The sequence below is a fragment of the uncultured Corynebacterium sp. genome (genome assembly GCF_947253065.1).
Taxonomy (GTDB): Bacteria; Actinomycetota; Actinomycetes; order Mycobacteriales; family Mycobacteriaceae; genus Corynebacterium.
The window spans coordinates 12,093-33,313 of sequence record NZ_CAMXWS010000014.1 but is presented as its reverse complement, the minus strand read 5'-3'; the positions used below and the strand labels follow the sequence as shown (position 1 = coordinate 33,313).

The window sequence follows — 21,221 nt, the reverse complement described above, 5'->3', positions numbered from 1 at the left end:
TGCAGTGTTTCCGTAACCGGAATGCGCTACTGAACCAGGTAGAGAGTAACGAACACGCCGATCCACACGACGTCGACGAAGTGCCAGTAGTACGAGGTCACCATGGCAGCTGTTGCCTGTGCCGGGGTGAACTTCGCCTTAGCAACGCGGAGCATCACCACAATGAAGGCGATGATGCCGGCAGTCACGTGAGCCATGTGGAAGCCGGTGATGATGTAGAACACCGAGCCGTACACGCTGGACTGCGGGGTGACTCCCGCCAAGACCATCTCAGTCCACTCAAACGCGACGAGACCCAAGAAGATCACGCCGAGGACGATGGTGACGGTAAACCACTTACGAAGACCAAAGACGTCACCCTTCTCAGCAGCGAACACACCGAGCTGCGAGGTGACAGAAGAGGTCACCAGCACAACGGTGATGATCGTGCCGAAGAGCACGTTGAGGTGGTCAGTCTGGTTAGACCAGTCACCGGCGGACATGCCGTTTGCGCGCGAGGTGAAGTACATCGCGAACAAGCCGGCAAAGAACATCAATTCTTGGGCGAGGAACACGATCGTGCCCACGCTGACCATATTTGGACGGTTCAGCACTGGGAGACGGTCGGGCGCTGTCGCCATACCTGGGTTACTTGTTGCAGTCGTCACGCGTATCAGTATCGCCTTTTTCAACCATAAAGTCACCTTGTTCACCCCCGAATTTTTCGTGTGAGCATGACAAGGACCTGCCAATACTTAAAGATTTTTTCGCGTGTCGGTACACATGAAATTCACGGGAACTATTTGGCACTGCTTTACGACGGTCATCGGTGCAGGTCATAGCAAAGACAAAAATCCCGTCACATTTTGGAGGCGATGGCACTGCAATTTCGTCGGGAGATTTTCTCGGTTCCTACGAAAGATAGATAGTTCCCTGATGTGACTGAACTCACACATATCTTTGGGGTGATCCTCTAGTTTCACCTACTTTCGTATGACCCCCGGATATCGCGACACTATCCCCTTCCCAGACATACCGGCCGGTAGAAAACGAAAACCCCGCTCCATTACGGAGCGGGGCTGGCGGGAAGCGGAAGGCTTTAGTGCTTCTCGCGCGGTGTTGCGTACTGAAGATTCAGCTTGGTGGTTGCCCAAATCAGGATGACGGCGCCAAGAGCCAGCAGCCACAGCTGCCAGAAGGCGATGCCGAATGCCATGAGGCAGATACCGCCGGTCATAGCGAGCGGCCAGATGGATCCCGGCGAGAAGAAGCCGAGGACACCAGCGCCATCTTCAACCTCTGCCTCTTCCCAATCCTCAGGAAGGACATCGCTGCGCTTTTCGGTGAAGTTGAGGTATCCACCGAGCATGAAGGAGAAGGCGGAGGCGAGGATCAGTGCAACGCCACCTGCCCACTCGTATCCGTAGAGGTAAGCGTCATCGCCGATGAAGTTCGTTGCGAAGGCGTAGATCACCGCCATGATGGTCATGAAGACCCCGTTGGCGTAGAAAACTTTTGCTCCAGCTCCCATTGGTTTTTCCTAGCCTTCCTTAGACGTTCTGCACGGCATTGTTGCCGTCGCGGGTTCCGGTTCGGTCAGAGTTGAACGGACGCGTGCTCGTTGCAAACGGCTCTTCACCGATGGAGGCGAGTGCCTCAGAGTTAGCTGCATCCGGGTTCTGCTCGCGGAAGCGCATGTAGTCACGGAACTTCTCCGGGGAGACCGCACGGATCTCGAAGTTCATCATGGCGTGGTAGGTACCGCACATCTCTGCACAGCGACCGACGAATGCGCCCTCCTCGGTGATCTCCTCGATCTGGAAGCGACGCTCCTGCTGGTTCGCCTCCGGGTGGGAGTAGACGTCACGCTTGAACAGGAATTCCGGAATCCAGAATGCGTGGGACACATCGCCAGATGCCAGACGGAACTCAATCGGGGTGTTGGTCGGGAGAACCAGAACCGGAACTTCCTCCGTGGTACCAACAGTCTCGATCTTGTTGAAGTTCAAGTAAGACTTGTCAGACATCGAGCGACCGTGAATCGGGTTCGCATTCTTGATGTCCTCGTCATCATGCTTGGACTGATCGTTGAGCTTCTGACGCTCCTCGTCAGTACCGTCGTAGTCCGAGCCAGTCGGGGAGAGATCTGCACCGACCTGTGCGTAGCCGAACTTCCAGTTCCACTGGAAACCGGTGACGTCAACGGTGACTTCCGGGTTCTTATCCAGAGCAACAACCTTGGTCTGCGCCTGAACGGTGAAGAAGAACAGCACCATAACGATGATGATCGGCACGATCGTGAGCACGAGCTCAAGCGGCACGTTGTACTGCAGCTGCTTCGGGAACTCGCCAGCACCCTTCTTCTCGCGGCGCTTTCCACCCCACGCGAAAATCGCGTAAAGGAAGAGGCCCCACATGATGATGCCGATGATCCAGGCCGCAAGCCAGACCCAGATCCAGAAGTTGTACATGCTTGCACCCTCAGGGGTGACTGGGTCCGGCCAGCCCATGTCGAGCAAATTCGACATTGCGCTCGGCGGTTCAGCCTCACAGCCGGCAAGACCGAAGCCGCTCAGCGCGAGAGCGCCTGCGACACCGATCTTCTTGGCCAGGCCACGGTTCTTTGCCGTATCCACGTGTGTCTGCCTTCCTGTCCACACAAACGAAAAAGCTGTGAATAATCTCCAATCCTCTCCCCCAGCTGTGCACCAGCCGGAGGTGAGCAGAGCAGAATATTCCTACCAAGTCAGAATAGATTATCTACGGGCCACACTTAACCTGCACTGAGGAACGGTTCCACGGCTCAAATCCAGCAATTTCCACACGCGAACCAAACCGCGTCGTTTACCCGCTGGTTACCGGCATCGTCGCTGAATTCTGACGATCACCTCGCCGCAAATATGTAATCGCCATCACATTCTATTCCAGATAAATCAACCGGAAGTTGCACCCCTATTGGGGACCGGCTAAAGGTTGGGCCACACCACCGAAGATTGTGTCGAGTTGGAATGCTCACAATGCCACGCGGGTGCGCGCTAATTCCGTTCACAGACTATCCGGCTTCTATTGTGGGTAGAGCTAAAACTCTTTTCCTTAAATGATGTTCTAAGGAGCCATTCCCATGTGCGGTCTTCTGGCCATGCTGACGAGTTCTTCTGATGCGTCCCGTTACGCCGAAGCAGCCGAGCGCGCTCTCCCCTGCTTCTATCACCGCGGTCCCGATGCTGCGGGCACGTGGCATGACGATGATGCCCTTTTCGGCTTCAATCGCCTCGCGATCATCGACCTCGAACACTCGCATCAGCCATTGCGTTGGGGCCCTGCCGAAAACCCGGAACGCTACGCGCTGACTTTCAATGGTGAGATCTACAACTATGTGGAGCTCCGCGAGGAACTCACCGCAGCTGGCCTGAGCTTCAATACTGAAGGCGATTCCGAAACGATCGTCGTGGGCTACCACCACTGGGGCGCAGATGTGGTCAAGCACCTTCGTGGCATGTTCGCGTTCGTCATTTGGGACACCGAGACCCGCACGATGTTCGCCGCACGCGACCAGTTCGGCATTAAGCCGCTGTACTACGCCACCACCGAGGCAGGTACTGTTTTCTCCTCTGAGAAGAAAGCCATCCTGGAGATGGCCCCGGAGCTCGGTCTAGACCTCAGCCTGGACCGCCGTGCCATCGAGCACTACGTCGACCTGCAGTACGTGCCAGAGCCGGAGTCGCTGCACACATCCATCCGTCGCCTGGAGTCGGGCTGCACCGCCACGCTGACCCCCGGCGGCAAAGTCGAAGCAAAGCGCTACTTCAATCCTCAGTTCAACGTCATTCCAGTCCCCAAGGACAAGGAAGACGAGCTCTTTACCAAGATCGCTGAGGCCCTGGAGGATTCCGTCGCTAAGCACATGCGTGCCGACGTCACCGTGGGCTCCTTCCTCTCTGGCGGCATTGACTCGACTGCGATTGCGACGCTTGCCAAGCGCCATAACCCGAACCTTTTGACGTTCACCACTGGCTTTGAACGCGAGGGCTATTCCGAGGTCGATGTCGCTGCAGAATCGGCTGCGGCGATCGGCGTCGAGCACATCGTGAAGGTCGTTTCCCCTGAGGAATACGCCTACGCGATCCCGAAGATCATGTGGTACCTCGACGATCCGGTCGCGGATCCATCTCTCGTGCCGCTGTACTTCGTTGCACAGGAGGCGCGAAAGCACGTCAAGGTCGTTCTTTCTGGCGAGGGCGCCGATGAGCTGTTTGGCGGTTACACCATTTATAAGGAGCCGCTTTCCCTCGCACCGTTTGAAAAAATGCCGGATCCGCTGCTTAAGGGCCTGAACAAGCTAGGTCAGATCCTCCCGGAGGGAATGCGCGGCAAGTCCTTGCTTGAGCGTGGCACCACCCCGATGGAGACCCGCTACTACGGCAATGCCCGCTCCTTCAATTACGACCAGCTGCGTCGCGTCCTGCCGTGGGCGAAGCCGGAATGGGATCACCGTGAGGTCACCGCTCCGATCTACGCACGCTCGCAAGACATGGATCCGGTGGCGCGTATGCAGCACCTCGACCTGTTCACGTGGATGCGCGGCGATATCTTGGTCAAGGCCGACAAGATCAATATGGCGCACTCCCTTGAGCTGCGTGTGCCGTTCTTGGATAAGGAGGTCTTCGCCGTCGCGGAGACCATCCCGCACGATCTGAAGATTGCAAACGGCACCACTAAGTACGCATTGCGTAAGGCAATGGAGAAGATCGTGCCGCCGCACGTGCTGCACCGCAAGAAGCTCGGCTTCCCGGTCCCCATGCGCCACTGGCTCGCAGGCGATGAACTCTACGGCTGGGCTGAGCAGACCATCCGCGAATCCCAGACCGACGAGATCTTCAATAAGCCGGAGGTTTTGGAGATGCTCAAGGAGCACCGTGACGGCGTCTCCGACCACTCCCGTCGCCTCTGGACCGTGCTCGCATTCATGATCTGGCACGGCATTTTCGTCGAGCACCGCATCGACCCGGGCATCGAGAAGCGCGAGTACCCAGTGAACCTCTAGGCGCTCTCGTCTAGCCCCTACCCCGCCACCTGGCTCAACACAGGCCAGTGCGCGGGGTAGTGCTGTCTCTACCTCTTTTTCATATAGAGGTCTACTGACTTCACGCACCGTTGTCGGTTCAATGTGAACCATGACGACAACACGCAAAGTACTGACCGCTATCGCAGCCACATTCAGTGTGATGCTAATAATCGCCGGCATCGCCGCCTACGTCTACGGGCCCACGCTGACCGCGATGACCACCGGCACCGCACGTTTCGCGGGCACGGACACACCGAAGCGCTACACAGCGACAGTGCTCGCGCTCGCCGAGCAGGGCATCTACGCCGATTCCGAGGAATTCACGTCCGCCTCCGAGCACGCCAAGGAAGTAGCAAAGCAAGCAGATTCGCTTGACGACGTCCGCCCCGCCCTCATCGACGCTGTCACCGCCGCCGGCGGAAAGCACTCCCGGCTGATTCCTCCAGATGAATCCGCGGGGCACACCGAAGAGGCTACCGATGACGCTGAAAACACCGATACCGCCACTGCCGCAGTCAATGTGAATGGTGGCATCGCACATGCAACGGTGCCGGGGGTTTCCAGAAAAGATGATGTCCAGAATTACGCCAATACCCTGTCAGATGGCCTGATCAGTGCGCGTGATGGCGGTGCGTGCGGCGCGATCGTCGATCTACGCGGCAACGATGGCGGCGATATGGGGCCAATGCTCGCAGGCCTATCCCCGATCCTCCCGGACGGAACCGCGCTCGAATTCGTTTATGCCGGAAACACCAGCGCCGTCACTGTTGAGGGCAATTCTGTCCAAGGCGGAGGCACTCCCCTAGAGACCTCCGGCGGCAAATGGGAAGTGCCCGTTGCAGTTCTTGTCGATGATCAGACAGCATCCTCCGGCGAAGCCACCATGCTCTCCTTCCGTGGCTTGGATAATTCCCGAAGCTTCGGCACACCTACTGCTGGTTTCGCCTCCGCGAACACTGTCTACGACTTCCCCGATGGCAGTGAACTGATGCTCACGATTGCGCAGAACCGCGACCGCACTGGCGAAACCTACACTGAAGATCCGGTTCAGCCCGACACAAAAACTGAATCAGGTGACGCTGCACTCGCCGAAGCACAGAAATGGCTACGAAACGCGCACGCCTGCCAGTAGCTGCACATTCGCAGGGCTGTGGCCAAAAGGCACTTTAGTCAGCACAACTAACAAAAATCACTAACAAAAATCGCGCCCCGTACAAACGGGACGCGATTCTTTTCGCTCAACAAGAGCGCGCCTGGCGAACTCTTAGTTGAAGGAGTCGCCACAAGCGCAGGAGCCGCCTGCGTTCGGGTTGTCGATGGTGAAGCCCTGCTGCTCAATCGTGTCAGCAAAGTCGATCTCCGCACCCATGAGGTACGGGACACTCATCTTGTCCACCACGAGGCGGACGCCACCGATGACATCGGACTTATCACCCTCGAGGTCACGGTCGTCGAAGTACAGCTGGTAGCGCAGACCAGCGCAACCACCCGGCTGAACGGCGATGCGCAGAGACAGGTCGTCGCGGCCTTCCTGATCCAGCAGCGCTTTCGCCTTGGCGGCGGCTGCCTCACTGAGCTTGACGCCAGTTGCGGAAGTCGGTGCAGTCATGAACGTTTCTCCTTGCCTACGTATCGTGTCGGGCACCGAGCCTACTCTGGGACGGGGCCCGGATGCTAGTACACCCTAACTTGTGCAGGTCACACCGGTTAGAGGCGAGACCTTGCATAGCTGTCTAAAACAACAACGCCAGCCACACCCATATTCCCACCAGGGCACAAGTGTTTTGTAGCCTAGAGTGCGTGAAACTTCCCTGGCAGAAATCCGATGCCCCTGCGGCCGACAACGCAGCCGCTAAGAGTGGCTCCACCAACCTCGACCTGGCCGATTCTTCTTCCGTGAAGAATTCCGCTGAAAAGACAGGTGAGAAACTGCCGAAGGGCTACACCCCGCCGAAGGGCCGCCCCACCCCAAAGCGCCATGACCAAGAGGTCAAGCGCGGTGTGGTGCGCGACCCGAATGCGATGTCTAAGGCGCAGGCCGCGCAGAAGCGCAAGGATCTCAAGTCCTCCATGTCCAAGGAGGAGTGGAAGGCGTATAAGAAGCGTGAGCGTGAAGAACGTCGCGCAAAGAACAAGGAAATCCAGGCGCGCATGGACGCAGGCGATGAGCGCTACCTAATGGATCGCGATAAGGGCGAGGTCCGCCGTTATGTACGTGATTGGGTGGATTCCCGCCGGTTCATTTCCAATTACATCCTGCCGGCCGCTTTCGTGCTGTTGCTGATCATGCTGCTGGGCAATTTCCTGCCCCGTGTGGCAGAGATCCTGTCGGTGGTTTCCATGGCATTCATCCTGGCGATGATCGTGGAAGCCTTCATCATCGGCCGCCGCGCGAATAATGCGGTGCGTGCGAAATTCCCGGACACCACTGACACTGGCTTTGGTTTGGGCATGTACGCCTACTCGCGTGCGTCCCAGCCGCGTGGTTGGCGCACACCAAAGCCGCAGGTGGAACTCGGTTCCAAGGTCTAGTTCACGGGAACACACAGCATGAGCGTGTCGCTGGAATTCGGTCCTATTCCCACCCCTGATGCTTCGGTGGAGTCAGCAGTCAAGGCTGCCATGACGCAAAATCCGCGCGGGGTGTCTTTCGGCCGGCTCGCTGCGCTCGGCGCATGGGTCGCCGGCCGGCAAAGTGAGGCTCCCCCACGGCCGATCACTCACCCTCGGGTAGTCGTTTTCGCTGGCGACCATGGTGTCGCAGCACGTGGAGTTTCTGCGTTCACCCCGGAAGCATCGGTGGTCCAGGCCGATGAGATTGATGCTGGTGCTGCTCCGGTAAACACTCTGGCTCGTCTCGCAGATGCCCCAGTTGAGCTGGTTCGAGTGAGCCTGAATGAACCTACTGCTCGGATTCGTTCTGGCGCAGGCGCGATTGATGTTGAAGACGCGATGAGTGAAGAGGAATTCCGTCAGGCGGCGGAACTCGGCATCACCACTGCGGATAAAGCGATTGATTCGGGCTGCGATTTCGCTGTTGTCGGCGATATTGGGGTTGGAAACACCACTGTCGGCGCGGCGATTCTAGGCGCACTCACATTCACTGAACCAGTCGCTGCGGTCGGTCGCGGCAGCGGAATCAATGATGAGACGTGGAAGGTCAAGGTCACGGCTGTGCGCGATGCGATGTTCCGCGTCCGCGATCTTCATGATGATGTGGCCGAGGTAATCAGGCGCATTTCGTCGCCCGATTTCGTTGCGCTCACCGCGTTCATCGCACAATGCGCCACGCGCAAAACGCCAGTGCTTATCGACGGCGCATTCCCCGCAACCGCCGCCTACGTCGCCGAGCGTCTTGCCCCCGGTGTGAAGGAATGGCTGGTCGCGGGCCAGCTCAGCAACGAGCCGTGCCACATTGTGTGCCTACAGGCTCTCGACCTGACCCCGGTGGCTGCTCTTGACATGACCACGGGACAGGGCGCAGGTGGTGCCGCTGTTCTGCCTCTGCTCACCGCGGCTGTTGATCTTGTGTCAGATGAAATGTGCTCTCAAGAACAAAACCCCGCAGGGCAGAACTAGGTCTGAGCTGCGGGGCCCACGTCGCTAATAAGCAATGCTTACCTACTAGTTAGCGGGAACCAGGGTGTGCAACCACCCGTGGGTGTCTTTGAATTCGCCGCGCTGGATCTGAGTCAGGCGCTCACGCAGCGCCATGGTGACCTCGCCGGCCTCATTGCCGTTGACGGTGAAGTCAATGTCATTGCCCACGACGTGACCAACCGGGGTGATAACAGCTGCGGTGCCACAAGCCAAGGATTCGGTCAGCTTGCCGTCGGCGACATCGTTCTTCCAATCGTCGACAGAAATGCGGACCTGCTCGGTGGCATAGCCCATGTCCTCAGCGACCTGCAGCAAAGATTCACGCGTGATGCCCGGCAGCAAGGAGCCGGACAGTGCCGGGGTGACAACCTTGATGTTGTTTGCATCCGAGCCGTAGACGAACATGAGGTTCATGCCACCCATCTCTTCGATGTAGGTGCGGTCGATCGCATCGAGCCACACAACCTGATCGCAGCCCTTTTCCTCTGCCTGAGCCTGTGCGAGGAGGGAAGCTGCGTAATTGCCCGCGAACTTCGCGGCACCGGTTCCGCCCGGCGCGGCACGGACATAGTCTTCCGAGATCCACACCTTGACCGGTTTGATGCCGCCTGCGAAGTAAGCGCCAGCGGGTGAAGCGATGAGATAGTAGGTATAGGTATGCGCTGGGTGAACGCCCAGGCCAACCTCAGTCGAGATCATAAATGGACGCAGGTACAGCGCTGCTTCGCCGCCTGCTTGCGGGACCCATGCCTGATCAATATCAACGAGCTGACGCAGGGACTCCAAGAAGAGGTCCTCCGGCAGCTGCGGCATGGCAAGACGCTCTGCGGAATTCTGCATACGGCGAGCGTTTTCCTCCGGGCGGAAGGTCGCGATCGAGCCATCCGGCTGGCGGTAGGCTTTCAGGCCCTCGAAGATTGCCTGGCCATAGTGGAAGACCATGGAAGCCGGGTCGAATTCGATGGTCGAGTACGGCTCCACGCGAGCGTTGTGCCAGCCCTTTTCTTCCGTCCAGTCAATGGCGACCATGTGGTCGGTGAATTTCTTGCCAAATTTTGGGTCAGCAAGAATTTCTGCGCGCTGTTGATCAGTCGCCGGGTTTTCGTTTTTCTGCACGGTGAATTCCAAATTCGTCATGCTGTCTAAGCATACGCCCGCACTCCGACGCCGCGGCCGGTTTGCTCCCCCGCTCACGTAGGATCGGCCCCGAATAACAGTCGCGTTGAACAAATTCGCAAAGGAGTATGTAGTCAATGCTTCCGCACACCACCGGTGTTCTTCCCTCCCACGGCTCATTGCCAAACGTGGAATTCGCTACTTCCGCTGATAGCACGCTTATCGACGGTGCAGCGCGCATCATCCCCATCGCCCAGGGCGACTCGCTGGAGCTGCCGGTATCGGTGCTCACTCCAAACGGTCTGCTCGAGGCCCTTGAAGCAGTTGGCGCGAAGGGCTCTCACGGTGAGCTCACCAAGGTAGCCGTGGACGGCGAGGTGTATCTCGCTATCGGTCTGGGCGAGGAGACAACAGCTACGTCGGTTCGTCGCGCACTAGGTGTTGCTTCACGCTCGCTGAAGGGCGTTGACCGCGCTGTCATCTCCGGCGAGTTTGGTGTCGGTGCCATTGTTGAGGGCCTTCTGCTTGGTGGCTATGTTTACTCCGGCCTAAAGAGCCGGGCTGACAGCGACGAGCAGGATGGACAGGAAACTACTGCTTCGACTGCCACGATCACCGTGATCGGCACCGAGGACGACCGTGAAGAATTTGAAACTGCAGCCACTCTTGGCCACGCAGTCGCACTTGCCCGTGACCTCGTGAATACCCCGTCGAATCTGCTTTACCCGGAGGTCTACGCCAACTACGCGGAACAGGTAGCAACCTCGGCTGGCCTGGACGTGGAAATTCTGGATGAAAATCAGCTGGCTGAGCAGGGCTTTGGTGGTATCACCGCTGTTGGCCAGGGCTCTGAGCACCCGCCGCGGTTGGTTCACCTTTCCTGGGCTCCAAAGACTGCCTCGGCGGATTCTTCTGTGGCGCTGGTGGGCAAGGGCATTACCTTCGACTCGGGTGGTATCTCCATCAAGCCGTCCTCCGGCATGGAACAGATGGTCATGGACATGGGTGGCTCTGCTGCGGTGCTCGCCACGGCGTGCGCTGTCGCTGCCCTCAACCTGCCGGTGCGCGTGGAGGCATGGATGCCGATGGCGGAGAACATGCCGTCTGGTTCCGCGCAGCGTCCGGGCGATGTGATCACTCACTACGGCGGAATCACCAGTGAGGTCATCAATACTGATGCGGAGGGCCGCCTCGTGCTTGCCGACGCGATTGCCCGCGCCTGCGAGAACTCTCCCACCCACCTCATTGAGACTTCTACGTTGACCGGCGCGCAGATGGTCGCACTGGGCAAGCGCACCTTCGGTGTGATGGGCAGCGATGAGCTACGCGATGCGATCGCTGCGACCGCCCGCGAGCTTGATGAGCCAGGTTGGGCAATGCCGCTGCTTGAAGAGCATGAAGAAGAAATCGCGTCAAAGGTTGCTGATTTGAAGAATGCCAACAGCGATCGCTTCGGGGGCATGGAATTCGCCGGCACCTACCTGTCCCGCTTCGTCGGCGAGGACATCGAATGGGCGCACGTAGATATCGCCAGCCCAGCCTGGAATAGCGGTGGCGCCTACGGCTTCACGCCTTCTCGTGCTACTGGTGTTCCGGTGCGAACGCTGGTGGAAACCATCCGTTCACTGCAGAATCCACAGAAGAACTAGAACTCTCTAGCCTTCTAAAGAACTAAAGGATCTCTCCCGCTTGAGATCTACTCGCCGCGCTCAAACCGGGCGCGGCGTTCTCTTTGTTCAGCACGCTTGCGCAGGATTCTCTCCTGCTCCATGCGTTTGCGCATGCGGTCGGGGTAACCGGTCTCCTCGACGTCGTAAAGCGAAATGCCCAATAGCTTGCTCACCGCATCAATGCCTTTGGGCCCGCCGATGCGACGGCGCGTGAATTCCCCGTTCTCGGCGACGAGCACGACGGACATCTCGTTGACCAGGGTCTCCGGCTCAACATAGCCCTCAACGAAGTCGTAGTTTGCTGCCCATTCCTTCAAATACTGGGCATCTTCAGGCCGCACGGTCTCGCCGGGGCCGCGTGGTGGCTTGATCGGCGAGTTCTTTTTGCGAGATCCGAAGAGATTGAACACGCACCACATCATATAAGGACCAGTAAGCGGTACTCCTATTCCAAATTCTTTTTCCACTCTCAGTGTGAGAGTGCCCACAACTAATGGCGAATAACCACCAACAAGGCATCACCGAAACGCGGATCTACGATCAAGCGGGTACGCTGGTGTCGAATTAACGTCTGCAAGTTTTAGAGGAGACTCAACAACCATGGCTCACTCTGTAGAGATGCCCGAGCTGGGCGAATCGGTCACCGAAGGCACAATCACGACGTGGCTGAAGGAAGTCGGCGACACCGTCGAGGTCGACGAACCCTTGCTCGAGGTCTCCACCGACAAGGTTGACACCGAGATCCCATCGCCCGTTTCGGGCGTTCTGCTGGAGATCAAGGCAGAGGAAGACGATACCGTCGAGGTCGGCGAAGTCATCGCCGTCGTTGGCGATGAGGGCGAGAAGCCGGCAGAGAGCGGCTCCGCTGATTCTGCCGAGGAAGCCCCGGCAGAGAAGGAAGAAAAGGCTGAAGCTGCCCCGGCGAAGAAGTCCGGTGGCTCGGGCTCCGCAACTGATGTGGAGATGCCGGAACTGGGTGAGTCCGTCACTGAGGGCACCATCACCACCTGGTTGAAGGAAGTCGGCGACGAGGTTGAGGTCGACGAGCCGTTGCTTGAGGTCTCCACCGACAAGGTCGACACCGAGATCCCGTCCCCGGTCGCAGGCACCCTGGTTGAAATCCTCGCCGAAGAAGACGACACCGTCGAGGTCGGCGAAGTCATCGCCCGCGTCGGTGACGCTGATGCTGTCGCATCCGGCTCCGCCGATTCTTCTGACGATGTTGAAGAGGAAAAGGCTGAGGCTCCGAAGCAGGAAGAGAAGCCTGCTTCCGCGCCGAAGAAGTCCGGAGGTTCTGCTGCAGGCACCAAGGTTGAGATGCCGGAGCTCGGCGAGTCTGTCACCGAGGGCACCATCACCACCTGGTTGAAGGAAGTCGGCGACACCGTCGCAGTCGACGAGCCACTGCTTGAGGTCTCCACCGACAAGGTCGACACCGAGATCCCGTCCCCGGTCGAGGGCACCATCATCGAGATCCTGGCTGAGGAAGACGACACCGTCGAGGTCGGTGAGGCCATCGTGATCATCGGCGACGCTGACGCAATCGTCGAGGAAGAGCCGGCAGAAGAGCCCAAGGAAGAGGAAGCTCCGGCACCGAAGCAGGAGGAGCAGAAGGAAGAGAAGAAGCCGGAGCCTGCTGCTCCGAAAGCTGAATCCACCTCCTCTGCTACTACCTCCACCAAGGTGAACAACGGCGGCAAGGTCCCGTACGTCACCCCGCTGGTGCGCAAGCTGGCTGACAAGCACGGTGTTGACCTGAACAGCGTGGAGGGCACCGGCGTCGGTGGCCGTATCCGCAAGCAGGATGTCCTCGCAGCTGCTGAGGGCGGCGCTGAAGCAGCAGACACCAAGGCTGCTGATGCTTCCGCTTCCGCAACCTCTGCACCGAAGGCATCTGGCCCGCGTGCACGTTGGTCCACCAAGGCTGTTGACCCGGCTAAGCAGGAGCTCATTGGCACCACGCAAAAGGTCAACCGCATCCGCGAGATCACCGCTGCGAAGATGGTCGAATCCCTGCAGACCTCTGCACAGCTCACCCACGTGCAGGAAGTTGATGTCACCCGCATCGCGGAGCTGCGCAAGCAGGTCAAGCCGGCGTTCGTCGATAAGCACGGCGCGAACATCACGTACCTGGCGTTCTTCGTCAAGGCTGTCGCTGAGGCACTGGTCTCCCACCCGAATGTGAACGCGTCCTACAACAAGGACACGAAGGAGATCACCTACCACGAGGACGTCAACATCGGTATCGCTGTTGATACCCCGATGGGTCTGCTCGTGCCGGTGCTGAAGAAGGCACAGGACATGTCCCTGGCTGACATCGCTAAGGGCATCGCTGATCTGGCTGCTCGCGCCCGTGACAAGAAGCTCCGTCCAGATGACCTGTCCGGTGCAACCTTCACGGTGACCAATATCGGTTCGGCTGGTGCCCTGATGGACACCCCGATCCTCACCCCGCCGCAGTCCGGCATCCTGGGTACCGGCGCTATTGTGAAGCGCCCGGTCATCGTCACCGAGGATGGCATTGACTCCATTGCTATCCGCCAGATGTGCTACCTGCCGTTCACCTACGACCACCAGATCGTGGATGGCGCGGACGCTGGCCGCTTCGTCACCACCATCAAGGATCGTGTCGAGGCAGCTGACTTCGAGGACGACATGGACCTCTAAAACCAGCGGAAACGCACAAAGTTTAACGGCCTCGCACTGACTTTCGCAGTTGGTGCGGGGTCGTTTTTCACTGGGTTGAAGCCCCAACGGCATTTCGGCCCAGTCGATACACTGGGCCCTATGTCGAAAGCTCCGAACGAAAGAACGAAAAGCGATCAAACATTCAAGTCTCTTCGAAATAACACCTCCGCCTTCATGGAGGAAGCGCTCGGTGGCTTAGTCGCTGCACATCCGCAGGCGACGTGGCACGATGGGGGCTTCATCGGGCTGTCACGCGAAACCGAAGACAACGCCCCCGCTGACCGGGTCGCCGTGATCTCCGGTGGTGGTTCCGGCCATGAACCGATGCACGCGGGATTCATTGGCGAAGGCATGCTTGATGCCGCCTGCCCTGGGTTGCTGTTCACCTCCCCCAATGCTGTCCAGATCACCGCTGCAACGAAGTGGGCTGATCGTGGTGCAGGTGTCGTCCATGTGGTGAAGAACTACACGGGTGACGTGATGAATTTCTCTGTGGCAGCCAACAGCGTTGATGGAGCCGTTGCCACTGTCACGGTCGCCGATGATGCGGCTACTGAGATCGATGACGATGATGACTCGCCAGGTCGCCGTGGAACTGGTGCGACGATCATCGTGGAAAAAATCGCCGGTGCGGCGGCTGCTCGCGGTGATGATCTGGAAAGTGTTGCGAAGACTGCCCAGCGCGCAGCGGATCAATCACGCAGCATGGCTGTAGCACTCATGCCTGGTCACCTGCCCACCAGTGACCGCCAGACTTTCGACCTTGAAGAGGGCGAAATCGAAATCGGTGTTGGCATCCATGGTGAGCCGGGTGTGGAGCGCCGTGATACGTCGACGGGCGAGCCACCGTCAGCCCGCGCACTCGTAGGTGAGCTGCTAGGCGGGATTGCGGAATCTTTGCAGAATGCTGATGTCAATCTGAAGGGCTCTGATGTTCTGCTGCTGGTCAACGGACTCGGTGGCACGAGCGAACTCGAACTTGATCTTGTATTTGGTGAAGCGCTGCGCCAGCTTGATGAGCTGGGTGTGACAGTACGTCGCGGGATCGTCGGCACGCTGGTCACTTCCCTGAATATGGCTGGTGTCTCTCTGACAGTCACGGTGGTTGATGATGAGCTGCTTGAACTCATCGATGCTGAGACGAATGCACCTGCCTGGCCCGCGGTTGTGGCTGATCCCTCCTATGCGGCCGCGCACATGGTCGATGATCAGGAAGCTCCTGATGAGGGCGCCGAGAATGAATGGCTCAGCGCTTTCGCCGACCGGCTTGGTACGTCCTATGACGATCTGACCGAATTGGACCGTATCGCGGGTGACGGAGACTTTGGGCAGAACCTGGAGGCGGCATTCGGCGATATTGAAACCCCGTTGAATGGCACAGACGCAGAGGTTCTCGAGTTCTTCGCCCACCGCATGCTGGTCCGCGCCGGCGGCACATCTGGTGCAGTGCTGGGCACGATGTTCCGTGAAATGGCAGGTGCTTTCGCCGAGGCACAGGTTGATTCGCGCGAGGCGACAGCCACTGATTTCGCAGCAGCCTTGGCCGCAGGTCTGAATAATGCCCTTAACGCGATCACTGATCTGGGCGGCGCAAAGGAAGGCGACAACACACTCGTTGATTCGCTCGCTCCGGCCGCACGTGAGGCGAAGAAACTCGCTGAGAGCACTGATTCTGATTCCATCGCGGGTGTACTGGAGGGGATTCATACCCCCGCTGTCGAAGGAGCCAAGTCGACCCGCGGTATGCAAGCAAAGAAGGGACGCGCCTCCTACCTGGGCGAATCCGCTGCTGATGTGCCGGACCCGGGTGCGATCGCACTGACGTGGCTATTCGGCGATGCAGCCGTTAGCGACTTCTAAAAAAGGTTTTTCTACACTCGTATGCGAATGTGACGCACCGAAAATTTAAGGAGCTAGTTGCCGTGGATTACATTTCCCGACACATCGGTCCGACGGATAGTGAGCGCAAGCAAATGCTGGATGCCGTCGGCTACGGTTCGATCGATCAGCTTGTCGCTGCCGCGATGCCGCAGGGCATCTTGGCCAAGGCACCGCTCGATCTGCCTGCACCGCTAACTGAGCACGAGGCGCAGAACCGTCTGCGCGAGTTGGCCGGGAAGAACACGGTACTCAAAGCTTTTTACGGCCAGGGCTACTCCTCCACCATCACCCCGCCGGTGATCCGTCGCGGCGTGGTCGAGGATGCTGGTTGGTACACCGCGTACACCCCGTACCAACCGGAGATCTCCCAGGGCCGCCTTGAGGCGCTGCTCAATTTCCAGACGATGGTGCAAGACCTCACAGGTCTGCCGATCGCGAATGCTTCGCTTCTCGACGAAGCATCGGCAGTCGCCGAGGCCATTGGCCTTATGTCCCGCGCGGTGAAGAAGGGCCGTCGCGTGCTTCTCGACGCACGACTGCACCCCCAGGTCATCGCCGTCGCCGCTGAGCGCGCACGTGCTTTGGACCTCGAGGTTGAGGTCACCGCATTGGATTCCAACCTCGTCGGCGAAGACTTCGTCGGTGTGGTCCTGGCGTACCCGGGCACGGAGGGCGATATCGTCGACCCGCGCCCGGTGATCGAGGCGATCCACTCCCGCGGTGGTCTTGCCACCATCGCTGCTGACCCGCTGTCTCTGCTGCTCCTTGAATCCCCGGGCGAGCTCGGCGCTGATATTGCAGTTGGCACCACTCAGCGCTTTGGTGTGCCACTGTTTTACGGTGGCCCGCATGCCGCGTACATGGCTGTGACGGAGAAGCTCAAGCGTCAGATTCCTGGTCGTATTGTCGGCGTCTCCGTCGACGCCGAGGGCTACCCGGCTTACCGCCTGTCACTGCAGACTCGTGAACAGCACATTCGCCGTGAGAAGGCGACGTCCAATATCTGTACTGCCCAGGCCCTGCTGGCTGTCACTGCATCTATGTATGCGGTGTACCACGGCCCGGCTGGCCTGAAGGAGATCGCGGAGCAGGCACACGAGTGGGCGGGGCGCTTCGCGGCGTCGATTAGCAATGCTGGCCTGAGTGTCAAGCACGAGAACTTCTTCGACACTGTTGCTGTCACTGTGCCGGGTCGTGCTCAGGGCATCGTAGACACCCTCGCGGAGACTGGTTACCTCGTGCGCGCTGTCGACGAGGACACCGTTGCTGTGAACTTCGGCGAAGACACCGAGGAAGCTGATCTTGCAGCACTGCTCAGCGGCTTCGGCATTATCAACGAGCCCGCAGCAAAGGCTGAAAGCCACCTGCCGGAGGCGCTGAAGCGTCAGACTGAGCTGCTCACCCACGAGGTGTTCAACACCCACCACTCCGAGACCATGATGATGCGCTACATCCGTGCTCTCGGCGACAAGGACCTCGCGCTGGACCGCACGATGATCCCGCTGGGGTCCTGCACGATGAAGCTGAACCCCACCGCTGGCCTGGAAGCCATCACGTGGCCTGGTTTTGCCAATGTTCACCCGTTCACCCCGGACAAGTACACCGAAGGCTGGCGTGAGCTGATCGCTGAGCTGACCGACTGGCTGGTGGAGATCACCGGCTACGACTCTGTCTCTGTCCAGCCGAACTCCGGCGCGACCGGTGAGTTGGCCGGCCTGCTGGCGATCCGCCGCTACCACGTGGCCAATGGCGACACCGAGCGCGATATCTGCCTCATCCCAGCTTCCGCTCACGGCACGAACGCCGCATCTGCCACCCTGGCTAACCTGCGCGTCGTCGTGGTCAAGACTGCTGATGACGGCTCCATCGACATGGCTGACCTGGAGGCCAAGCTGGAGCAGTACGGCGAGCACATCGCCGCCATCATGATCACCTACCCGTCCACCCACGGCGTGTACGAAGACACCGTCACCGATGTGGCCGACAAGGTCCACGCTGTCGGTGGCCAGGTCTACATCGATGGCGCCAACATGAACGCCCTGACTGGTCTTGCCCGCCCGGGTGATTTCGGTGGCGATGTCAGCCACCTGAACCTGCACAAGACCTTCACCATCCCGCACGGCGGTGGTGGCCCAGGTGTCGGCCCAATCGGTGTCGGCGCACACCTCACCCCGTTCCTCCCGGCTGACCCGCAGATCAGCGGTGAGGAAGCAGCGAAGGAAGCTAAGGAAGGCACCGGTGTGCCGATCGCGGCAACCACCTACGGTTCCGCAGGTGTCCTACCGATCTCCTGGTCCTACATCGCCATGTCCGGTGCTGCTGGCCTGGCCTCTGCCACCCGCAACGCCATCCTGGGCGCTAACTACGTCGCCCACGAACTCAATGACTCGTTCCCGGTGCTATACACCGGCAACGCTGGCCTGGTCGGACACGAGTGCATCATTGACCTGCGCGAGATCACCGATGCCTCTGGTGTCACCGCTGCTGATGTGGCCAAGCGTCTCGTCGACTACGGCTTCCACGCCCCGACCCTGGCATTCCCTGTCGCTGGCACGCTCATGATCGAACCGACCGAGTCCGAGGACCTGGCTGAGTTGCAGCGCTTCATCACCGCTATGCGCTCCATCCGCGCCGAGATCCAGGACATCATCGATGGCAAGGTCGCCTATGAGGATTCCGTGATCCACCACGCGCCGTACACCGCACGCAGCCTGGTCACCTCCAATTGGGATTACGCATTCACCCGCGAGGAAGCTGCTTACCCGGTCGATTCCCTCCGCACCGCGAAGTACTTCCCGCCGGTGCGCCGCATCGACGAGGCTTACGGTGACCGCAACCTCGTGTGTGCTTGCCCGCCGCCGGAAGCATTCGATCTTTCCGCTGACACCGAAGACAACAGCTAGTAAAGGAGCCCACACATGCCACAGACCCCGCTGCACAGCAAGCACGAGGAGCTCGGCGCATCGTTCACCGATTTCGGTGGCTGGACCATGCCACTGAAGTACGGCAGCGAGCTTGAGGAGCACCGCGCCGTGCGCAATGCCGTTGGCATCTTCGACCTCTCCCACATGGGCGAGATCGACGTCACCGGCCCGGATGCAGGCGCGTACCTCGACTACGTGCTCATCTCTAACCTGTCCAACCTCAAGGTGGGCAAGGCCAAGTACTCCATGATCGTCGACGAAAATGGCGGCATCCTGGATGACCTGATCACCTATAAATTCGCCGACGACCACTACATGGTTGTGCCCAACGCCGGAAACACCCCGGCTGTGTGGGAAGCATTCCAGGCACGCACCGAAGGCTTCGACGTTGAGATCCGCAATGACTCCGAGGCAATCGGTCTCGTCGCAGTCCAGGGCCCAGGTTCGCTCGAGGCACTCACGCCATTGCTTGCCGACGACCCAGCGCCCCTCGCCTACTACTCCGGCGCCTGGACCACGCTGAAGGCCGGCGATGCCGACGTGGAGGTCTTCGTCGCCCGCACCGGCTACACCGGCGAGGACGGCTTTGAGCTCTTCTGCCAACGCGAGGACGCGGAAAAGGTCTGGGATGCCGTGATCGACTCCGGCGTGCCCTGCGGCCTCGCTTCGCGCGATTCCCTGCGCCTTGAAGCCTCGATGCCGCTGTACGGCAATGAGCTCTCCACCGAGATCACCCCGGTTGAGGCCGGTATGGGCCGTGCCTTTGCCAAGAAGGAAGCGAACTTTGTAGGCAAGGAAGCCCTCACCGGTCGCGAGCCATCCGTGGTCATCGCCGGCCTGACGTCTGATGAGCGTCGTGCTGCCCGCCAGGGCGCCGAGATCTACCTCGCTGATGGCTCTGACACCCGCATCGGCGTGGTCACCTCTGGCCAGCCCTCCCCCACTTTGGGCCACCCAGTAGCTTTGGCCCATATTGACCCCGCGCATGCCGAGCCGGGCACTAAGGTGGAGGCTGACATCAGGGGTAAGCGCTACTCCTACACCATCAGCAACACCCCGTTCTACTCCCGAAAGGACAAGTAACCATGTCTGATCTGCCCAAGGATTTTTCGTACTCCGAGGACCACGAATGGATTAACGCCGCCGCTGATGCCATCGAAGGCAACACCGTGCGCATCGGTATTACCTCCGTAGCTACCGAGCGTCTCGGCGAGATCGTCTTCGCCGAGCTGCCGGCTGTTGGTGACACCGTGGAGGCAGGTGAGACCTGTGGCGAGGTTGAGTCCACCAAGTCCGTCTCCGACCTGTATTCCCCGGTCACAGGTACCGTCACCGCTGTGAACGAGGAGATCGAAGACAACTACGAAGCGATCAACGACGATCCGTTCGGTGAAGGCTGGCTCTTTGAAGTCAAGGTCGAATCCGTCGGCCCGCTGATGACCGCCGAGGAATACGGCGCAGCCAACGGTCTCTAAGACACACCCATTGGGCGGGGTCTACCATGTAGGGCATGACAGCCCCGCGTGAGCCATTCTTCCCCGCCCACCTCTCCATCCGAGCCTCAGATTCCCCTCTAGACGTGCGGGAACTGGGGCTCGTGGACTATGAGGAGACATGGAAGCTTCAAGCTGAACTGGCCGCCCAGCGCGCTAACGATGTAATCGGTGACACTCTGTTGGTGCTGCAGCACCCAAATACCTACACTGCGGGCAAGCGCACCCAGCCGGAGGACATGCCGGACAACGGCCAACCCGTGGTCACTGTTGACCGCGGTGGCCGCATCACCTGGCATGGCGAGGGCCAGCTTGTTATCTACCCCATCATCAAACTGGCTGATCCGGTTGATGTCGTGGACTTTGTTCGCCGTATCGAGGAAGCGATGATCGCCACTATCCGTGAATTCGGCGTGGCGGATGCTGGCCGCATCGAGGGCCGTTCGGGTGTGTGGGTGCCTGCCGATGACCCGCAGGTGGGCGTGCGTCGCGACCGAAAGGTCGCACAGCTCGGTATCCGCGTCACCCACGGCGTGACTATGCACGGAATGGCCGTCAACTGCGACAACACCCTCGAATACTTCGGGCACATTGTCGCCTGTGGCATCAGCGATGCCGACGTGACCACGATGAGCCTTGAAACCGGCCGGGACATCACGCCGGAGACGCTCGCCCCCAGCCTTATCCAAAACCTCGACAAGGCATTTTCCGGCGAACTCGCGGTTGCTGACCACACGATTTCACCCAGCTGAAACTAAAGGCGACACTCCAGCCAGCGATATTCGCACCTTTGCCGGTACCCCAT

The 21,221-nt window shown here is 59.5% G+C and carries 17 protein-coding genes; 11 read left to right on the top strand and 6 right to left on the bottom strand.

The genetic code is table 11. The annotated features are described in order from the left end of the window. Positions 1-26: 26 nt before the first annotated feature. The 3 genes from Q0X21_RS05175 to Q0X21_RS05165 form a co-directional block, all read right to left on the bottom strand. Positions 27-647: a heme-copper oxidase subunit III gene (locus Q0X21_RS05175; protein ID WP_297850715.1), complete on the bottom strand. Its 621-nt coding sequence runs from the start codon at positions 645-647 to the stop codon at positions 27-29. A gap of 431 nt (positions 648-1,078) precedes the next feature. Continuing rightward, positions 1,079-1,510 (bottom strand): cytochrome c oxidase subunit 4, encoded by a 432-nt coding sequence (locus tag Q0X21_RS05170; RefSeq protein WP_297850714.1) that lies wholly within the window; start codon positions 1,508-1,510, stop codon positions 1,079-1,081. 19 nt (positions 1,511-1,529) lie between these two features. Next, complete coding sequence (locus Q0X21_RS05165; protein WP_297850713.1) at positions 1,530-2,615, bottom strand: cytochrome c oxidase subunit II; 1,086 nt, start codon at positions 2,613-2,615, stop codon at positions 1,530-1,532. Between the two features lie 485 nt (positions 2,616-3,100). On the opposite strand from Q0X21_RS05165, the gene asnB reads away from it, so the two are divergent. Beyond that, on the top strand, positions 3,101-5,023 hold the full coding sequence (asnB, locus tag Q0X21_RS05160; protein WP_297850712.1) for an asparagine synthase (glutamine-hydrolyzing): 1,923 nt from the start codon (positions 3,101-3,103) through the stop codon (positions 5,021-5,023). Positions 5,024-5,153: 130 nt separating this feature from the next. Next, a complete protein-coding gene (locus Q0X21_RS05155; RefSeq protein ID WP_297850711.1) occupies positions 5,154-6,176 on the top strand; it encodes a S41 family peptidase in 1,023 nt (340 codons plus the stop codon). 132 nt (positions 6,177-6,308) lie between these two features. Here Q0X21_RS05155 and Q0X21_RS05150 read toward each other — a convergent pair whose 3' ends face one another. After that, entirely contained in the window at positions 6,309-6,653 is a 345-nt protein-coding gene (locus Q0X21_RS05150; RefSeq protein WP_297850710.1) for an iron-sulfur cluster assembly accessory protein, read from the bottom strand. A 191-nt stretch (positions 6,654-6,844) separates the two neighbouring features. Here Q0X21_RS05150 and Q0X21_RS05145 point away from each other — a divergent pair, with 191 nt between their 5' ends. Together Q0X21_RS05145 and Q0X21_RS05140 are read left to right on the top strand one after the other, a co-directional pair. Further along, positions 6,845-7,576: a DUF3043 domain-containing protein gene (locus Q0X21_RS05145; RefSeq protein WP_297850709.1), complete on the top strand. Its 732-nt coding sequence runs from the start codon at positions 6,845-6,847 to the stop codon at positions 7,574-7,576. An 18-nt stretch (positions 7,577-7,594) separates the two neighbouring features. After that, entirely contained in the window at positions 7,595-8,623 is a 1,029-nt protein-coding gene (locus Q0X21_RS05140; RefSeq protein ID WP_297850708.1) for a nicotinate-nucleotide--dimethylbenzimidazole phosphoribosyltransferase, read from the top strand. Between the two features lie 45 nt (positions 8,624-8,668). Here Q0X21_RS05140 and Q0X21_RS05135 read toward each other — a convergent pair whose 3' ends face one another. Then, positions 8,669-9,781 carry a branched-chain amino acid aminotransferase gene (locus Q0X21_RS05135; RefSeq protein WP_297850707.1) on the bottom strand — a complete coding sequence of 371 codons (1,113 nt, stop codon included), beginning with the start codon at positions 9,779-9,781 and terminating at the stop codon, positions 8,669-8,671. 116 nt (positions 9,782-9,897) lie between these two features. Here Q0X21_RS05135 and Q0X21_RS05130 point away from each other — a divergent pair, with 116 nt between their 5' ends. Beyond that, a complete protein-coding gene (locus Q0X21_RS05130) occupies positions 9,898-11,409 on the top strand; it encodes a leucyl aminopeptidase (RefSeq protein WP_297850706.1) in 1,512 nt (503 codons plus the stop codon). 47 nt (positions 11,410-11,456) lie between these two features. Here the strand turns inward: Q0X21_RS05130 and Q0X21_RS05125 are convergent, their stop codons facing one another. Then, positions 11,457-11,840, bottom strand: a complete 384-nt coding sequence (locus Q0X21_RS05125; protein ID WP_297850704.1) for an oxidoreductase — start codon at positions 11,838-11,840, stop codon at positions 11,457-11,459. A 190-nt stretch (positions 11,841-12,030) separates the two neighbouring features. Between Q0X21_RS05125 and sucB the strand changes: the two genes are divergently transcribed. From sucB to lipB, 6 genes are all read left to right on the top strand, one after another. Then, a complete protein-coding gene (gene sucB / locus Q0X21_RS05120) occupies positions 12,031-14,097 on the top strand; it encodes a 2-oxoglutarate dehydrogenase, E2 component, dihydrolipoamide succinyltransferase (protein WP_297850703.1) in 2,067 nt (688 codons plus the stop codon). A gap of 120 nt (positions 14,098-14,217) precedes the next feature. Then, complete coding sequence (locus tag Q0X21_RS05115) at positions 14,218-15,978, top strand: dihydroxyacetone kinase family protein (protein ID WP_297850701.1); 1,761 nt, start codon at positions 14,218-14,220, stop codon at positions 15,976-15,978. Between the two features lie 62 nt (positions 15,979-16,040). Further along, positions 16,041-18,902, top strand: a complete 2,862-nt coding sequence (gene gcvP, locus Q0X21_RS05110; RefSeq protein ID WP_297850699.1) for an aminomethyl-transferring glycine dehydrogenase — start codon at positions 16,041-16,043, stop codon at positions 18,900-18,902. A gap of 15 nt (positions 18,903-18,917) precedes the next feature. Then, entirely contained in the window at positions 18,918-20,006 is a 1,089-nt protein-coding gene (gcvT, locus tag Q0X21_RS05105; protein ID WP_297850698.1) for a glycine cleavage system aminomethyltransferase GcvT, read from the top strand. A gap of 2 nt (positions 20,007-20,008) precedes the next feature. Beyond that, entirely contained in the window at positions 20,009-20,398 is a 390-nt protein-coding gene (gcvH, locus tag Q0X21_RS05100) for a glycine cleavage system protein GcvH (protein ID WP_297850697.1), read from the top strand. A gap of 35 nt (positions 20,399-20,433) precedes the next feature. After that, a complete protein-coding gene (gene lipB / locus Q0X21_RS05095; protein WP_297850696.1) occupies positions 20,434-21,168 on the top strand; it encodes a lipoyl(octanoyl) transferase LipB in 735 nt (244 codons plus the stop codon). Positions 21,169-21,221: the final 53 nt, after the last annotated feature.